The sequence below is a fragment of the Pseudoalteromonas sp. Ps84H-4 genome (assembly GCF_024124645.1).
Lineage (GTDB): Bacteria > Pseudomonadota > Gammaproteobacteria > Enterobacterales > Alteromonadaceae > Pseudoalteromonas > Pseudoalteromonas lipolytica_C.
Genome location: NZ_JAMXSK010000002.1, coordinates 98,344 through 115,898 on the forward strand (window position 1 = coordinate 98,344; position 17,555 = coordinate 115,898).

Here is a 17,555-nt window from a genome sequence, read left to right on the forward strand (position 1 = left end):
CAAAGAAAAAATCATCACTCACAGGTGATTATTTAGTTTTTGCTTGTGGTAGAATCCACGCTCACATTTTAACAGACAGCAAGATCAGTAATTCATGACAGCATCTTCACTCAACTCTCGAGAAAAACGCGCTGCCGTTTCGTTGGCGAGCGTATTTGCATTTCGCATGCTTGGCCTATTTATGCTGATGCCAGTATTGGCAATTTATGGTCAGCAGCTAGAAGGGTTTTCGCCACTATGGATTGGCTTTGCTATCGGTGCTTATGGTTTAACGCAAGCTGTATTACAGATACCTATGGGCTGGTTATCGGACAAAATTGGTCGTAAAAAAGTCATTATTGGTGGTCTTTGTGTGTTTGCGCTTGGTTCTGTGATAGCGGCAACAGCTGAGTCAGTACAAATGGTGACGTTAGGGCGTGCATTACAAGGCATGGGCGCAATAGCCAGTGCATTGTTAGCACTTGCTTCTGATCTAAGTCGTGATGAACAGCGTCCAAAAGTAATGGCCGTCATTGGTATGTGTATTGGTATGAGCTTTGCCGTTGCTATGTTACTTGGGCCAATAGTAGCCGCATCATGGGGTGTTGCAGGAGTATTTTGGCTTACCGCAGGGCTGGCGCTTTTAGGTATTTTTATCGTGTTGTTCTTAGTGCCCAATGCAGTTAGTAAAGCCCCAAAAGGCGATACGCTTGCAACACTTGATGACATTAAGCAACTTATTAAACACCCACAATTAGCGCGCCTTGATTTTGGGGTGATGCTGCTTCATCTTACATTAACTACCGTATTTGTAGCATTACCAGGTCAGCTTATTAAAGATGGATTGATTGCAGATCATCATTGGTATTTATACATACCTGTATTATTTTTAGCATTTTTCTTGATGGCACCTATGATGATAGTGGCGATTCGCAAAGAAAAAGAAAAACAAGCATTCATTGCTTCAATCGCACTGCTGGTGTTAAGCATGTTAGCCATGTCGCTATGGGTTGATTCGGTGATTGGCATTGGTATTTGTATGTTGGTTTACTTTATTGCTTTTAACTTTTTAGAAGCCACCATGCCAGCTCTTGTTTCGCGTATTGCCCCTGCAAACCAGAAAGGTTCTGCGATGGGGGTGTTCTCATCAACGCAGTTTTTTGGTGCCTTTTTAGGCGGTTTATTGGGTGGCTATGTTGCTCAAGCATTAAGTGCGCAAGCAGTGTTTGCGGCAGCGGCACTTGTTGGGGTAATATGGCTTATCATTGCTTGGAATATGCAAGTCCCACCAAGAAGTAAAATAATTAGCTTAATGACCGAATTAAGTTCAGAGCAGCAAGCACAAGCACTTGCTTCTCGTCTTGTTGCTTTACCGGGCGTCATTGAAGCAACGGTTGTTTGTGATGAAAATCGCAGCTATTTAAAGATTAATGACAAAGAATTTGACCTAGACCAAGCACGTAAAGTTGCTGGTTTAATCTAACGTTTTATAGGAGAAGTTCCATGGCACGCGGTGTGAACAAAGTTATCTTGGTTGGTAATTTAGGCCAAGATCCAGAAGTACGTTATATGCCTAATGGCAATGGTGTAGCGAATATCAGCATTGCTACGACTGATAGCTGGAAAGATAAAAACACAGGGCAAATGCAAGAGCGTACTGAATGGCACCGTGTTGTGTTATTTGGCAAACTAGCTGAAGTTGCTGGTGAGTATCTTCGCAAGGGCTCACAAGTTTATATTGAAGGCCGTTTACAAACGCGTAAATGGACTGATCAATCAGGCCAAGAAAAATACACCACAGAAATCGTGGTAGATATGGGCGGTCAAATGCAAATGTTAGGTGGCCGTGGTGGCGATCAACAGGGTGGCGGCTATCAAGGTGGTCAATCACAAGGCGGTTACCAAGGTGGTCAACAGCAAGGTGGCGGTTACGGTGGTGGCTCACAACAAGCACAAAGCAATAATAGCTATGCACCACAGCAACAGTCTGCACCAGCACCACAGCAACAACGTCCACAGCAGTCAGCGCCGCAACAACAAAACAATAACCAATACGGTGGCGGTTATGGTGCTCCACAGCAAAGCAGTGCACCACAACAAGGCGGTTTTGCTCCTAAGCCACAAAATGCACCACAAGGCGGCGCATCAAACCCAATGGAACCACCAATCGACTTTGATGACGATATCCCGTTTTAGACAAAGACAAAATGTCAAATGTTGAAAAATAATATTAAAAGCCGCTTTTTAGCGGCTTTTTTAGTTTTATTAGAAAATTAATGTTGAAAAGTTCAAATTATCCACTATATTACTTTATAACAAATAAAAATGTTTATTAGTGGGTGTTCATGAAAGTTGCTGTAAAGAAATTTAAAAGTGGAGAGCGCTACGCCTTTTTATTAGGAGAAGATGGCGTTCCCGATTTTTGGGTCACTCATTTTGTTACGCAAAAACTGCGAATGACTAAAGCTGCAACATCAATTGAGCAATACTTGAAAGACATTAAACATTTGAAACGCTGGGAGAAGATTAATGGTAGGGATCTGCTTGAGGAAATATATAACGGTAAAGTACCTAACCTTGATGATATTAATAAACTTAAAGAGCACTGCTCATATCATGCTAAAGTGGTTAAAGATAAACCATCAAGTAACGTGGTCGATATGGGAAAGTTTTATTTATCAAAATCACAAGACAAACCGACTATTGGTAAATCTCAATATGTATCCCGTATAGCTCACATTGCAGAGTTTCTTCACTTTATAGGGCAAGAAAGAGTCAAGTATAAGCCAGCAGCCGCAGAACTTTTTGAGGCGCTGGATAAGATGAAAACTCGACTTAAGAGTGGTAAGCCAAAAGGAAAATCGAAGAAAGTTTCCTTAGATAAATCTGGTATTCCAGATGATGTATTTGATGACTTTGTCGAGGTAGCTAAGCCTGATTCACATTACAACCCGTTTAAAAACCCAGTTATCAAGTTTAGAAACTATCTCATTGTTCAAGTTTTGTATGAAACAGGATTTAGATGTGCTGAGTTATTAGCGCTTCGAATTAGCGATATTGGAACAGATATTGACAATCCAACATTGTCAGTTGTTAGAAGACATGACAGTAAGGATGATCCTAGGGTAAAAGAGCCAACAGCAAAGACCCTCGGCAGAGCGGTTTCTATTACAAAAGAGCTTAGAGACTTACTAAACACTTATATCAAGATTCATCGTGCTGATACAAAAGTAGCGAAAACACACCCATTTATTTTTGTTTCTCACAAAGATAAGGAGGGACATTACCAGTCTGGACAACCGCTCATTCAACAAACAATTAACGATATATTTAAAAGCATTAAAGGTGTAAACCCTGAGCGTTTCTGGGCTATTACACCTCATTCTTATAGACATTATTTTAATGATCAACTGTCAGATCAGATTGATGAGGAAAGAAGGGCTGTCAGGCAAGAAGTAAAACGGTTGGAACAGGCGGGGCTGCATCAAGCTGCAAAGCAATATGCAGACGAAAATAAGATTACAAAGCAGCGAGAGCTGGAGATAAGAGCCGAATTAAATGGACATTCATCTCTTAAATCAGGTGAGATTTATCTCAAGCGAACTGCAAGAAAACAGGCGCAAAGGGTACGCCAAAGAATGCAATCGCGGATGAAGCACAAAACAGACGGGGGCTATCATGGTAGCTAAAGCAAAAAAATTACACGGCTCAAAAAGCGCTAGAACAAAGTCGGATAAGCGATACAGTAAAGCTAACTATGAATTTGATGTGTATGACGATCTTTGGCAATTAGATGCAAATAAGTCGTTGAATTTTGAGTTGCTCGCTTCGCTAAATTTAGATCCTAAGTTCGAAAGTAATTTTCGGTTAGTATTAGCTGCTTATGCATGTGAATTTTCATCTTCTTATACAGATAATTTGTTTCGATATTGTCGGTGGTTCTTCGCTGTTGGCGTTACAGAAAAAATAAATGAAGAGCATGTAATTAATTACAAGGCAACACTAACCAAGAGTACAGAATATAAGCTTGGTTACATCCGTGCTTTTTTACTGGACTGGCACGACAAAGAGATCAAAGGAGTTGATAAAAAGGCGGTTGAGTTACTTAACTCACTTAAACTTTCTGGTAATGAAAAAGGAAAAGCCGTTGCTTTAGGCTGCCCTTTTAGCGGAGCGTATTCATTTGAAGAACAAACTGCCTTTATAAACTGGTACGTGGATGCCTTTACTGAAAAGCTGATCTCGTTGACTGATTACGCCTTTATTATGGCACTACAACAAACGGGTGCCCGCCCTGTCCAACTCACGTATCTCTACTATGGAGATTTAACAACAAGGGCTGAAGAAGGTGTTGAGCATTTTGATTTGCAACTCCCAAATGCTAAAAAACGTGATGAGAATTTTAGAGGTTCCTTTCAACACAAGAAGGACATTGGTGAAGATTTAATGCTGGTGCTAACAACACAGGCACATCAATCCATTAAGGCTGTTGAAACACAATTTAATATTGAATTGACATCCAGTCAAAAACTTCAAATCCCTATTTTTCTAAACAAACGAGAAATGGCTAAACTCGCGAGTTTTGAGGCATTCGAACAGCTACAACAAAGAACACCTGACTTATTATGTTTACGAACAAAAATTGGAAATCCATCAGTTGATGAAATAATAAGGCGCTTGTCTCGACTTTGCCCTTTAAAAACAACACGGATTAAGTTAGATGATGGGTTTGGTGATTTGCATATTAACCCTAGACGATTCCGATATACTCATGCAACCAATATGGCAATGCTAGGAGCAAGCGATTATGCAATAGCAGAAGAGCTAGGCCAGTCGGATACCCAACAAGTAAAAGTCTACACAGAGTTCAACGAAGAAATGGCCGACAGAATTGATGAAGCATTGGCACCTGATTTAACGCCATTAGCGCAGGCGTTTTCAGGAACTTTAATAGATTGCGAGAAAGACGCAATTCGAGCCAATGACCCTCGTAGCCGAATAAATAATAACGATGGTAACCCAGTTGGAAATTGTGGAAAGTTTGGCTTCTGTGCTAATGGCACAATTCACTGTTACACCTGCAATAAATTTCAACCTTGGTTGAATGCACCTCATACAGAAGTCTTGAAAAGTGTCATTTCTGAACGTGATCGAAAGCGTAAAATGGGTGCAAGTGAATTTGTATTGCAAGGCCATAATCGCAGCATTGATGCAATCAAAGTAGTCATTCAAAAGTGTCATGTTAGAAAGCAAGAGCTGGAAAAAGAAGGATCGTTAAATGTCTGATGTATTGGTATTTACACCGAAGCATAAGCTTGATTACCAGAAAAATTATGCGGACTTCATAGCATTCGCAAAAAATGACTTAACACTTTTTGGTGATTATGAGTTTAATACTCCTCTAGGAACTCAGAAAGGATGGGAGTGCGATAAATGGTCTTGGGGTACAGCTAGAGGAAAGAAATTAACCATCGTATTTGGAAACAGTGTAAACCATTCCAAATATATACCATTCAAACAGCCATTTGCTGATTTTGCCAAAGCCTATGTGCGTTATGAGCAGTCACTAAATCATAAAGACTCAACCGCTTGGGCTTCATCTTTAGTGTGGGTCTATAATGCGCTAGAAGAAAACGCGGCTCAAAATGACAGATCTGATGTTGATATTATGCACCTCAATAACACAGTTATTAATCGTGTTGAGGAACAGATTAAGAACAGTAAATTAGGTGCTGGAGGAAAGCGCAATATTGGCCTGTCATTTGAAAGAGTATTGAAGTTCATTAGGGACAAGCGATTCAAGCTAGATCTACAAGACTGGTCAAATCCTTTCCCTCGTCCATCCGATTCTAGAATCAAACTTGATGAAGAGAGTCGTAAAGAAGAAGTGGAAAAATGCCCTTCTGACTATCAAATGCTTCAAGTGGCGGATGCCTTTCACAAAGCTAAAACACCTCGTCAAAAGTACTTCTCCAGTCTATGTGTAATGTTGATGTGCCAGCCGAGTAGAAATACAGAACTTAATGGTTTAACAACAAACTCATTACAAACAAGTGAAAAAGGACGTTTATATCTAATGTGGCATCCTGCAAAAGGAGGAGACCCCGTCAAAAAATGGGTGCCTAAACTACTTGAGGATGTTGTCCAACAAGCATTTGACAGACTCATTGATATTTCAGCACCCGCTAGAACTGCTGCGAAATTTGCATATGAAAACCCCAATGTATTTATGGTACATGAACACTGCATTACACCTACTGATTTTCCACAAGATAAGCCATTAACGTACAACCAGTTTGCAAAAGCAATGGGGTTCAAAACTGGTAAGTCTACAAGAGGCGCGGATATTAGCTGGGTTACATATGGAAGTAATATTCAATGGCTCAGTAAACTAATCAGTGAATTAAATGGCGTATCTAATTGGAAGAAAGAGTTATGTGGTGGAGCAACAATTTTACCCGATAATGAGATTGTGGATAGGTACTCTAAGAAACCAACAGGATGCTCTATTAAATTCCCAAGTTATAGTGACCTAAGGATTGTCGTTGAGCAGCAATATAAAACTAAAGGTTTTCCTAATTACGGTGAAGTAAAACTTTGGGACTGCATTACCTTAGTTCGCGAGAATGAGTTTCACAAAGAGTTTGATCTTAAGCCGTTTTCTTGGGTAATGGTCGGTCATGGAGCTGTGAGCGATGCTATGGGTTCAGAGCGCCCTTCAGGAGAGGAAACTATTGAGTCAATCTTCGATGAATTGGCAATCACAGACGAAGACGGCACTCGGTTACAATTGAATACACACCAACCTAGGCATTGGTTAAACACCAAGTTGAAACTGGCGGGTGAAGAAGATTGGTTGATTGCCAAGTGGTCGGGTCGCGCTGATATTGAACAAAACAAAGCTTACGATGGAAGAACGGAAGAGCAAAAATCACGGTTAACCAAGCGTATAGGTCATGTTGCAAATGGTGAAGGTGTTATGACGGTTGCTCAAGCCAATCAGTTTTTATCGCCATACACATCAGAGTCGCCACCTCCTGCAATTGTGTTGCATGATTTGGGCTTACCAGTCTCTCTCAAGTCACTTGGGATTAATCGCTCAGGTGTCGCTCAGTTCACAGGGTTAGGTTATTGTGTTCACAATTATGCAGAAAGCCCGTGTGTTAAAAATGGCGATTGTGCGGTCTGTAGCGACCATGAATGCCTTAAGGGGTTGCCAAACACTCTAGAAGAACTTAAAAACCTTGAGAAGCTTAATGAGGAGCAATTAGAGGATGCAATCGTTAAAGCGGGAGATAAAGTTTTCGGTGCTGATCGTTGGGTAACCGCCTCAGGCTTTAGGTTATCAAAAATTAAAACCATTATTGCTATGATGGAAGATCCAAACAGACCTGATGGTACGCCCATCAGAATTCCTGACGAATTAGACCCTTCCCCTGTTAAACGTTCACTCAATATTGATGAGCAAAATGTTATTCCAATCTTCGACCTTACTGCCTTGGCACTATCTGATATGGAGGAGTCATAATGGCTTTTGTAACAGACAACAAAGAAACGATTCTAGCTATCATTGATGCTTGGAGCGGTAAACTTACATATGATCTTCTTTCAGAAAGGCTTCAATCAGAATTGGGCTTAAAACGTCCCCCATCAAGGCACACTTACACAAAGCATGATGAAATAAAACATGCATTTGACTTAAAGAAAGAAGAGCTTAGATCTAAAAAATCTGCTGCAATTGAAGAAGCCAAGTCGCTATTTGATAGCTCTGATAAATTAAGTCAGCTTTTGGAAAATTTGGACAATGATGATGCAACCATTGCTGAACTTATAAAGCGAGTTGAAAAGCTTGAAAACGAGAACGAAAGGCTTTCTTCAGAGAACAATAGGTTAAGTACCCATAATGACATGTTGCTTGAAAGGTTTGCTAGGTGGCAACATAATCTTCAGAAGATGGATGGTGTTGATTTGAATAAGCTTGCCGCAACTATTGATAGTGGGTTACCAGCAAAGAATCGAAGTTAATTTTAGCTACATTAACTTACTCCGTTTGTAACAGTACATCAGTACAGATTAGATAGCGTTCTAATTCAATCAAACTAGCATTGTATTCTTTTAAAGAAATAGCTTTTGACTGTTTAAATGAGTTCGAAATCGAATTTCCATCTTGAGCTGAAGATGCCGATGAAAATTTAAATGTGTTTGAATTGAAAAACTCAGGATTAGATCCACGTATTTGATATGTTTTTAAAAAGTTATTGGATACCATGATGATTTACTAATGTTGGAAATGAATTGAAATGTTCCAATGTTATTAATTAATAGAGTAAATAATATTACTAATAATTAAGGAGTGTGATGTGGATAGTCAAGGTAGAACTGGCGTAGACAATATTATGGATATGTCAGATGAAGAGTTAAAAGCCTTTGTAAAGGGACGTCTGAATCAATTTGATGGTGTAAAAAGTACTAAGCTTCGATTTGATATGAGTGGTTATGAGAGTAACAAAGGTGCATGTACGGTGCATAATACAAATATATTAAACCTTTTTGCTGATTTAGGAGTGTATGACTATACAGAATACTTATTCTTGGATTTTTATAAGGGTTGCGGAAAAATATATTTTAAATACTGGGGTGATAATAAAAACCATGAGGTGGAAGTTAGCGGTTACACAACTTCTGGTATTATTTTAAAAATAGTTCAGTTGACAGTGTTGTCAGGCAGAAATACGAGACGCCGTAGTTAGATCATTAGGTGAGGACGTTGGAGCTTTAATGCTTTTTCGTTAAGCAGTGTTAGTAATTGCATTTTCCATAAAATTTCTTGTGCAGTTTTTTTTGAGGCACTTTAAAAATAATTTGGTTCTATTATGGATGTAATAATCTTCTGAAGGAGTTGGAGTGTTTCTATCAAAACTAACAATTAAAAATTTTAGGCGTCTTGACGAGATTACTTTTAATTTTGTAGATGGATTAAATGTAATAGTTGGTGAAAACAACATTGGTAAAACAGCACTTGTTGATGCCTTAAGGGTTATTCTGGCAAGTCATGAAGATCCTTATTTAAGAATTACCGAAGATGATATATTTCAACCTAAAGATGGAAGGGAAGCATCAGGTGACATTACATTTCACTTTGTATTTTCAGATTTGAATGAATCTGATGAAGCAGATTTTCTGCACGCCTTGGTTCCTATTGATAAGGAAAAGTTTGAAGCACATATACACGCTCGGTTTTCTCTTATTGATGCTTCAGGTCGGATGAGGTTGAAAAGGTGGTGTGGAGAACATGAAGAGGTCGGGATGACTTCAGATATGTTAGAAAACTTAAGAGGTGTTTATCTTCAGCCATTACGTGATGCATCCAAAGGGTTAAAGCCGGGAAGAAATAGCCAACTAGCAAGATTGATGAGACTTATTGGAGAAGAAGATACTCTAGGAAGGCAGAGTGTGGATGGACTAGTACGTGCTTTTGAGAAGCTTTTGAAGCGTAAACCTCCATTAGTTTCTACAGGGAACTCCATAGTTGAAAAACACAAAGACATGTTAGGCGAACAGCTTTCTCAAGAGCTTTCACTAGGCTTGAGTGGCGCTGATTTTAAAGAGCTTTCATCCAAATTATCAATTACAACAAATGGTATGGAAATAGATACAAACGGCCTTGGATATAATAACCTAATTTTTATGGCTGTGGTCTTAAGTGAAATGATAAAGGACCCTTCTGCCGCATACCGAGGCTTGATAATTGAAGAACCTGAAGCTCATCTTCACCCGCAGTTACAGGTTGTCCTGTTAGATTATTTTCAAACTATCGCTGCAAGTAAGGTAGAAAAATCCATCCAACTTTTTGTAACCACTCACTCTTCAAATTTTGCTAGTTTAGCTAATTTAGAAAACTTAACGTGTATGGTGGATCGAAACCGCTCTGTTAAAGTTTTCAACCCGCGAGAAGCTACCTTTGACACATCTAAAGCTAAAGCTGAAAAAAAGAGAAAAAAACTGGAGCGTTACTTAGATGTAACAAAAGCCGAATTATTCTTTGCTAGAAAATTGATTCTAGTTGAAGGTACGGCAGAACTCATGTTGATAGGAGTATTAGCAAAACAACTTGGTTATGATTTGCAAAAATATGCGGTAAGTATAATAAGTGTTGATGGTCTGAACTTCGATTGTTTTTTACCGTTAATGGGTCAAGAAAAGTTGGCAATACCAGTAGCAGTAATAACCGATGCTGATCCTACCAAAGAAGAGAATAGCAGTGGCACAAAAAAGACAGTTCCACTTTATCCGTCTGCTAGTGATAATGTTATTGCTTCGGATAATACAAAAAGCCTCAAAGAACAAGAATGTGATCTCGTAAAAGTGTTTTTTGGGGTAAAGACTCTGGAGTATGATCTAGCATTACATGAAGATAATCGCTCAATAATGTTAGACGCACTATCCGAAATACATCCTCAGATAGCACAATCAATTAAAGATGACATAAAGGACAAAGCAACAGATCAAGAAAAGGCAAAAGCACTATTTTGTGGAATGTTTGAACGTGGGGATGGATTGAAAAATGTTCAAAAAGGGCGGTTTGCACAGGAGTTAGCGTATCAAGTCTCTATTACTTCAGCTAATTTTGTTGTACCCGATTATATAAGAGATGCAATCAAGCATGTGATTGAAGGAGGGGACATTTTAGATGAAGCTTTCTGATGAGCAGCATAAGGTAGTTTTTTCGCCCTTGAAACCCCTTTCTGTTATTGCTTGTGCTGGTAGTGGGAAGACTACTACAGCGGTACATCGTCTCTCACATGTTAGGCATTCATTAAATAATGAACGTGGCTATATTGCACTATTGTCTTTTTCTAATGTAGCAGTTAATACTTTTAAGAGAGACTTCTTACGGCATACTTCAAACCAAACCAACAAGCATGTTTATTCAGATAGAGTTGTTATTGAGACGCTTGATAGCTTTATTGTAGGAAACGTTATACGGCCTCATGGTTCAAGAGTTATGGGATGTTCCGGTGTACCCTTTTTGCTCTCTGGAGGGGAATTATTTTTAAAGAATAGAAATTTCAACTTTGAGATAGAGACCCAAACTGGGCGAAAAACAATTGGTTCGGATAAGGTTGTTGAGCTTACATGCCGTGTAGTAGATAGTAGCGTTGAATGCTTTCTAAATAAGAACAAAGTAGCTGAAGGTCGAGATTTAATCCTTACGTTAGGAAAAACGGGTGGCTATACACATGAGTTTGGAGGGTATTGGGCCTGCAAAATATTGAAAGAACAGAAGTCATTAGCTAAAGCCATAGCCAAAAGGTATCCGCATATAATTGTCGATGAAGCACAAGATATAGGCTCAATGCACGCATATTTTCTTAGTATGCTGATTAAAGGAGGCACGAAACTATCTTTAATCGGAGATCCTAATCAGGCTATTTATGAATTTGCAGGAGCTGATGGAACCTTTTTAAATACTCATAATAACAAACCGAGTACTTTAAAATGTCCCCTTAGCTTAAATAGAAGATCGATAAAAGATATCGTAGATGCAGCTAGTTTAGTATCAGGGTTTCAGAATCAACATATTAGAAGTAAAGAAAATAATGACTTTGGCCTATTCTATTGCACATATAAAGAAAAAAATTATACAGAGGTTATCGACTCATTTTTGTCCAGACTTAAAGACTTGAGTATTAATAAAAACAAAAGTGCTATTCTTGTAAGAGGAAGTGAATTAAAGAAAACTCTCCTTGGATCTAATGGGAAAAGTGGACAAGGAAAAACAAACATTTTCGCGCAGGCAGCGATAAAAAGGGACTTGTATGGTCACCCATTTGAAGCTTTTAAATTAGTGTTACGTTGTATTGCAAACTTGATTGAAGATGCGCCGAAAGAGTTCTTTTCTGATGTGCTGAGTGCTGCAAAAGATAAACGTGAATATAGCGAGAGTAAAAAAGTTATTTGGCAATTTGTTCGCTCGGAGAGTGCAGGTTTACCTTCGGCAAAATTACATGCTAAAAAAGAATGGCACCCTAAGTTGAAAGAAAACCTTGCTAAGGTACTAAAAAAAATATGTGAATTACATGGCTTTAATAATGTTAGTAAATTAGGCAACAAATTAGCCTCTACAAACTTACCCGATAGTGCCCTTTTGCCAAGTGAATATGCTAAAAGTGATGATGATGGCCGTAGATTAATTCGTATTGACACAGTACATCAATTGAAAGGTGAAACACTTGATGCTGTCATGTATATTGCAAATAATGATCAAGTAGTAAAGATGGCTGAAGGAACTTCTACAGAATTAGGGCGAATAGGCTATGTCGCATTGACTAGGGCTAGAGACTTTTTTGTATTAGCAATCCCTCACTCGAAAGAACCCAAATTATCCAAACTTTTAACGCCAATGGGTTTTAAGAAGTTAACGAGTAGTGATTAGAAAAAGCATCAAAAGCAGGATATTTCTTTCCGCATCTAATTCAACTACACCTACACCAATGTTCCATCAACGATTTGAGAATCCACAGAAGTTATGATATCCAGCACTAATGTGGATACAGCCTTCACATCTGCCAAAGTTACTTCGTTGGACTTCCCATCTTTAGTTCTCCCTGCGCGGTGAACGATATCGTGCCGAGTGATTTCTGCTACAGCAAGGCGATCACTTAAATCATCTGAAATACTAACCAATAAAACAGAGGGAAAGAATTCTTTAATAGTCTTCACATTATGGAAAGACAAATTGTCAATGTACTCTATAATCTGATGATCAAGCAGCTCCATTCTAAAGTAGATCTCTGTTATTTTTAAGTTTTTTTGGCTTCTCGAAAATGGGTCGAAGTTTTCAACAAATCTTCTCTTAATTGAATCTTTATTAAGCACCTGTCGTTTTGCTATGTCCGCTAAATAAGCTTCGAGTATTGTAATCAGCCCGCTATAAGAGAGGCGTTGTAACACATTATTATCTCTAAACGATTCACTAAGCTTAGTTATATCCTGAATTTCAATCTTTGCTCTTTCAGAAAACTTGGTTTGCCCTGCTTGATACTCTGCAAGATCTTCAAAATCGTCAACCCAACCACTGTCAATTAATGGTGATATATCCAGCTCACAAACTGAATTTGGGGTAACAAATTGAAGAATTGCCCATGCATAACTGTATGATGAGAGACAAGGAAAGTGATAGCTTCCGGCAGTGTAATTAGGGTATTCATCGTATTCAGAACACATGAACTTTAGAAGGTTTCGCTCTGCTTTAGTTAACGATGGAAGCAATTTACTAGGTTCATCACAGCTTCCTGTAATCTCATGTTTTTGCATTGATGCTGCTATGGGGATAAGCTTCAACCAGCTATTCAAAGAGCAACTCTTAAGTCCGTCAATGTAGCATGAATATTCTTCACGGTGTTTAGTGGCAAGTGTCTCGGTTAATAGATCTTCCATATCTTTTATCCATAAACCTTTGATCTCATCAACCTCCAGTTCAACTGATGCCCTATTAACTCCTTGAAGTTCTAATCTGCGTTTGAGCGTTTCGATGTCTATACGGTAACCAATAAAGTCTCCTTCTCTGACGCGATCAGCATCATTGAAGAGCCACTTATGATACGTATTTTGCCATTCCTCGATGGAATATTTCCCAAAATCAATTCCAGCCCAAGTAGACATCGCGATCGACTCCTTTTAACAACGATTGTTTTTTCAGATATGAACTAATTAAGCTAAACTGAGTAGTATGGTTTAAGACTCATGTTTCTAATTAAAGCTATTATGAATCAATAAATAAACAAGTAAATCCCTTAGCTTTGTAGGCTAATACAAATTCCTATCACTATGAATACAGCATATGAAAAATAAACTACTCAATGTGATTGAAAAGTCTACTTTATTCCCTTTATTTACTGCACCATAGAAAAAAGTCAGGATTAGATCCACGCTTTGGTTATGCTTTTAATTCCTATTTTTTTATCATATATCCTCACGCTAACTTCGAGGAGAGGCTTTTGAACACCACTGTAAAAAATTGGTACATTGTTGGCGTCATGGATGGGAGACAATTAATAGGAGAAGTGTTATACGCTATAGTACAACACGATCAAACTTTTCGCTTTTTCGAAGGGGACTACGTGACAACATCGCGGATCGTATCGATGGATACAGAGGCGCAGCTGGTTATTACATCTAGTCACTCACAGTATCAGCTCATTGGAAAAGGAAAAAAGGCAATCATCGATTTAGATGATTTTGAATTACTTCGGCACGGCTTTTCTCCAGAGCAGATTCGGACATTGAACAGCTCATCGCCTCTTTAGCACACTAGCTTTTGGCATTCACAATAAAAAGAATATTGATATTAGAGCTGAGAAAGGTGCACCGTCAGAGAATAAACTTAACGCTATTCGAAAGGTAATTCTTTTTGGTTCTCAAAGGAGTATGGTGTTAACAGGACTACGATGATACACATCGTGGGTGGAGGTTAAGATGAGTAAAGAAAGAGGCCAACGTAACAGAGATTTATTTCTCGGTTGGGTTGCAGAAATGAAATCGAAAGAGTCGCCTAATTGGTTGGATTATTGGCATGGTGATACGTTAAGTCCCAAAAAAATTGCTGATGAGCTTGGTTTTGATTCCTCTGCATTTAAGGAAAAAAGAAATAAAAAGCTCTTTGATTTGTTGCAAGAACTTAAACAAGAACTTGCTACCTCAGGGGTGTACCAGCAACGTAAGAAAAACCTGCCTCTCGATAAAGAGATCATTGATGTATCAAAAGGTACTGACGAAGACATCAAAGATAGCGCTAAAGTCAGAGACCTAAAAAGAACAAACCGAAGACTACAAAACGAAAACGCTAAGTTAGCTGCCGAAGTTGCCAAGCTATCTGAATTTAAAGATGTACTGATTGAAATGGGCTTGTGGAAATGAAGAGTAGTGCTTATCTGGTAAGGATCACCAGAATATACCAGTACCACCCGGATAATGTCCGGCTGGGAGCTATTTTTGTTAACCACAAAGCAGGTGCGCATCGTATTGAGATTCTGACTACTCAAGATAAGTTAAATATTGATCCGAAAGTCGGGCAGCAATGGAAAATTCTCAAAGAGCAAAATTTCAGCATTAGGCAACAACAAGTCAGTATGGGTGGTTATGTTGATGTCTGGCGCTTTATGGAGCCGACACTGAAATGTGTTATGCCTGATAATGGCCTTGGCTTTGTAACTTTTTTAAGCACTGAGAAAGTGTTTGAAGGCATAGGAAAGGTAAGCGCACAATTTCTTTGGAATGAATTTAGAAGCGATATATTTAACATACTTGAATGTGATAAATATGCGCCATACGAACAAGACCAGTCAATAACGAATTTTCAAGCTGTCAGGAATGTTCTGCTTGGTGATAAAGCCGTGCATGGATTATGGGATGGCTATAAAGAGTATTCCAACTTAAAACACTCAGCTCAATTGGTTGAGTGGGAAATAGAAGCCCCTATCCAGCGCCAGTTGTTCAGATTTGCAGATCAGGATGCGATCAATTTTCTTACACAGAACCCATACCGCTTATTTTCACTGGGGATGCGATTTAACAAGGTAGACGCTATTGCTCAAAAACATTTCGGTATCAAACAGGATGATGAAGTCAGACTGATAGCAATCGTTGAACAAGCATTAAGATTATGGAGCGATCAAGGCAATACGGTAGCAGATTGGCAAGATATTGAATCGTCTGTTTCTAAGCTGTTGAACAAAGACCAACGGTTAGTTGCAAGGGCAAGTGAGCTAGATGGCGATATCGTTGGGTTTTTTAAGCAAAACAACCAATATTTTGTTTCAGGCAATTATATATTTGAGAAAACGATAGCCAAACGTTTTGGTAACCTCAGAAAATCACACAACCGTTGGTCGAGCGAGTTAGAAGAGGCATTTATAACCTCATTCCCTGCCGATTGGCCCATTGAAAAAGCACAAGAACGTGCCGTAAGGACAGCATTAGTCAGCCATGTCTTCGCCCTATCTGGAGGAGCTGGAACAGGCAAAACAACGACTACTAAGCTGATTGTAAATGCTTATCAAAAACTAGGTTATACGATATACCCCGTTGCGCTATCAGGAAAGGCAGCCCGTAGACTTCAACAATCAATAGGTAGTGAAACGAAGACGATTGCAAAACTGTTGCGAGAAACTGATCTTGATATAGATAAGGCTGTATTGCTTGTGGATGAAGCTTCCATGTTGGATGCATATACCATGTGGCGTTTAGTTACTTTGTTTTCTGATAAAGTTCGAATCTTGTTAATTGGTGATCCGTATCAGCTTCCACCGATTAATGCAGGTTTCATTTTAAATGATGTCATTAAAAGCGGTGTAATAAACCATGTGGAACTTGATGTCGTGAAACGACAGGGAGTAGATAGTAGTGTACCTACATATTCCAATGCTATACGGCACGGCATAATGCCAGAGTCATTAACTACCGCTGACATTAAGTTCCAAGAATCAACAGGCGATATTCTGCAAGACGCAGTTACTGCGTATTCTAAGTATGACAAGGCCATGATAGTCGCCCCTACCAATGACACGGTAAGAAAAGCCAACATCATACTGCAAGGTGTTGTGAACCCTAATGGCAAGCTTCTTGACCTTACGGATATGCCAATTACCAAAGGAAGCTATGACTTCAGAGAAGGTGACCCGATCGTCATTACCTTAACCAGTTATAAACACAATGTTCAGAATGGTACTCTGGGGATCATAAAGAGTGCAGAACCTACTGATGAGTATGCTTGCGTAATTGAACTGGAAGACCTTGATGAAAAAGGTAACAAACGTCTGTTAGAAGTCGATTGGCAGTTATTTGAATATATCGATCTCGCTTACTGCTTAACCTTGCATAAATTGCAGGGGTCACAAGCTCCTAATGTGATTGTTTTGCTTGAACGAGGAAGGTTGCTTGATCGTAGTTGGTTGTATACGGCTGTGACAAGAGCAGAAGATAAAGTACATATTATTGGCAAGGAAACGGATTTTCGTTATGGTGTTAACAAACAAGGCGCAGTTGATACTCGTAAAACCGCCTTGGCAGAAATGTTGAAAAATGTTTAAATTTAACCATAATTGGTAGAAAATAGCGCAATTTATCTACATTGTCATATTTTAATGTTTAAAAGTAAATTGGGGTCACTTGGTAAAATCCATTGTCAGTAAAGGGTGTTGCCACTGTACTGCCCCTAAATTTATGTATTTTGTCTTAGATAACCGTTCTAGCACCGGTATTTTTTAAAAGTGTCAATATAAACGCTTTAAAAGCAGAAAATAACCCTGAGCCCAGCAAAAATGCTGGGTTTTTTTTATTTTTACACTTTAGCTTCTTAAAAATTTGTGCAAAAAGTTTTGCTGTATTTTAAAAGTGTAAATTTAGCACTTCTATTCTTTCACCTTCATTAATAAATTTCCTCTTAGTCTACACAACTTTATCCACTCCTTTAATTATCAGTATATTAAGTCTCGAATCATAAGATTCCAAAAAAGTCAATTTTTTTGTTGGCGATTTGAAGTTCGCAAACTATTTTACTTAGCAATTGAGAAATA

13 protein-coding genes are annotated in these 17,555 nt (G+C 38.7%); 12 read left to right on the forward strand and 1 reads right to left on the reverse strand.

From position 1 onward, the window contains the following. The first annotated feature begins 94 nt into the window (after positions 1-94). The 9 genes from NH454_RS02930 to NH454_RS02970 all read left to right on the forward strand — a co-directional run bounded on the left by NH454_RS02930 (position 95) and on the right by NH454_RS02970 (position 12,415). Positions 95-1,462, forward strand: a complete 1,368-nt coding sequence (locus tag NH454_RS02930; RefSeq protein WP_199527303.1) for an MFS transporter — start codon at positions 95-97, stop codon at positions 1,460-1,462. 20 nt (positions 1,463-1,482) lie between these two features. Beyond that, positions 1,483-2,175 (forward strand): single-stranded DNA-binding protein, encoded by a 693-nt coding sequence (ssb, locus tag NH454_RS02935; RefSeq protein ID WP_135922730.1) that lies wholly within the window; start codon positions 1,483-1,485, stop codon positions 2,173-2,175. Positions 2,176-2,324: 149 nt separating this feature from the next. After that, positions 2,325-3,668 carry a site-specific integrase gene (locus tag NH454_RS02940; protein ID WP_253038174.1) on the forward strand — a complete coding sequence of 448 codons (1,344 nt, stop codon included), beginning with the start codon at positions 2,325-2,327 and terminating at the stop codon, positions 3,666-3,668. Beyond that, positions 3,658-5,265, forward strand: a complete 1,608-nt coding sequence (locus NH454_RS02945) for a site-specific integrase (protein ID WP_253038175.1) — start codon at positions 3,658-3,660, stop codon at positions 5,263-5,265. Before NH454_RS02940 ends, NH454_RS02945 begins: the two co-directional genes overlap by 11 nt. Further along, on the forward strand, positions 5,258-7,507 hold the full coding sequence (locus NH454_RS02950) for a hypothetical protein (RefSeq protein ID WP_253038176.1): 2,250 nt from the start codon (positions 5,258-5,260) through the stop codon (positions 7,505-7,507). Before NH454_RS02945 ends, NH454_RS02950 begins: the two co-directional genes overlap by 8 nt. Then, positions 7,507-8,004, forward strand: coding sequence for a hypothetical protein (locus tag NH454_RS02955; RefSeq protein WP_253038177.1), 498 nt, complete (start codon positions 7,507-7,509; stop codon positions 8,002-8,004). The genes NH454_RS02950 and NH454_RS02955 overlap by 1 nt, the downstream gene beginning before the upstream one ends. 335 nt (positions 8,005-8,339) lie before the next feature. Beyond that, positions 8,340-8,729: a hypothetical protein gene (locus NH454_RS02960; protein WP_253038178.1), complete on the forward strand. Its 390-nt coding sequence runs from the start codon at positions 8,340-8,342 to the stop codon at positions 8,727-8,729. A gap of 154 nt (positions 8,730-8,883) precedes the next feature. Then, positions 8,884-10,683 carry an AAA family ATPase gene (locus tag NH454_RS22415; RefSeq protein WP_253038180.1) on the forward strand — a complete coding sequence of 600 codons (1,800 nt, stop codon included), beginning with the start codon at positions 8,884-8,886 and terminating at the stop codon, positions 10,681-10,683. Further along, a complete protein-coding gene (locus tag NH454_RS02970; RefSeq protein WP_253038182.1) occupies positions 10,670-12,415 on the forward strand; it encodes an ATP-dependent helicase in 1,746 nt (581 codons plus the stop codon). Before NH454_RS22415 ends, NH454_RS02970 begins: the two co-directional genes overlap by 14 nt. A 50-nt stretch (positions 12,416-12,465) precedes the next feature. Here the strand turns inward: NH454_RS02970 and NH454_RS02975 are convergent, their stop codons facing one another. Next, positions 12,466-13,644: a HEPN/Toprim-associated domain-containing protein gene (locus tag NH454_RS02975; RefSeq protein WP_253038184.1), complete on the reverse strand. Its 1,179-nt coding sequence runs from the start codon at positions 13,642-13,644 to the stop codon at positions 12,466-12,468. A gap of 335 nt (positions 13,645-13,979) precedes the next feature. Here NH454_RS02975 and NH454_RS02980 point away from each other — a divergent pair, with 335 nt between their 5' ends. The 3 genes from NH454_RS02980 (at position 13,980) to NH454_RS02990 (ending at position 17,069) form a co-directional block, all read left to right on the forward strand. Then, positions 13,980-14,288, forward strand: a complete 309-nt coding sequence (locus NH454_RS02980) for a hypothetical protein (protein WP_253038186.1) — start codon at positions 13,980-13,982, stop codon at positions 14,286-14,288. Positions 14,289-14,457: 169 nt separating this feature from the next. Next, entirely contained in the window at positions 14,458-14,898 is a 441-nt protein-coding gene (locus NH454_RS02985) for a hypothetical protein (RefSeq protein WP_253038188.1), read from the forward strand. Continuing rightward, entirely contained in the window at positions 14,895-17,069 is a 2,175-nt protein-coding gene (locus tag NH454_RS02990; RefSeq protein WP_253038190.1) for an ATP-dependent RecD-like DNA helicase, read from the forward strand. Before NH454_RS02985 ends, NH454_RS02990 begins: the two co-directional genes overlap by 4 nt. The last annotated feature ends 486 nt before the right edge of the window (positions 17,070-17,555 follow it).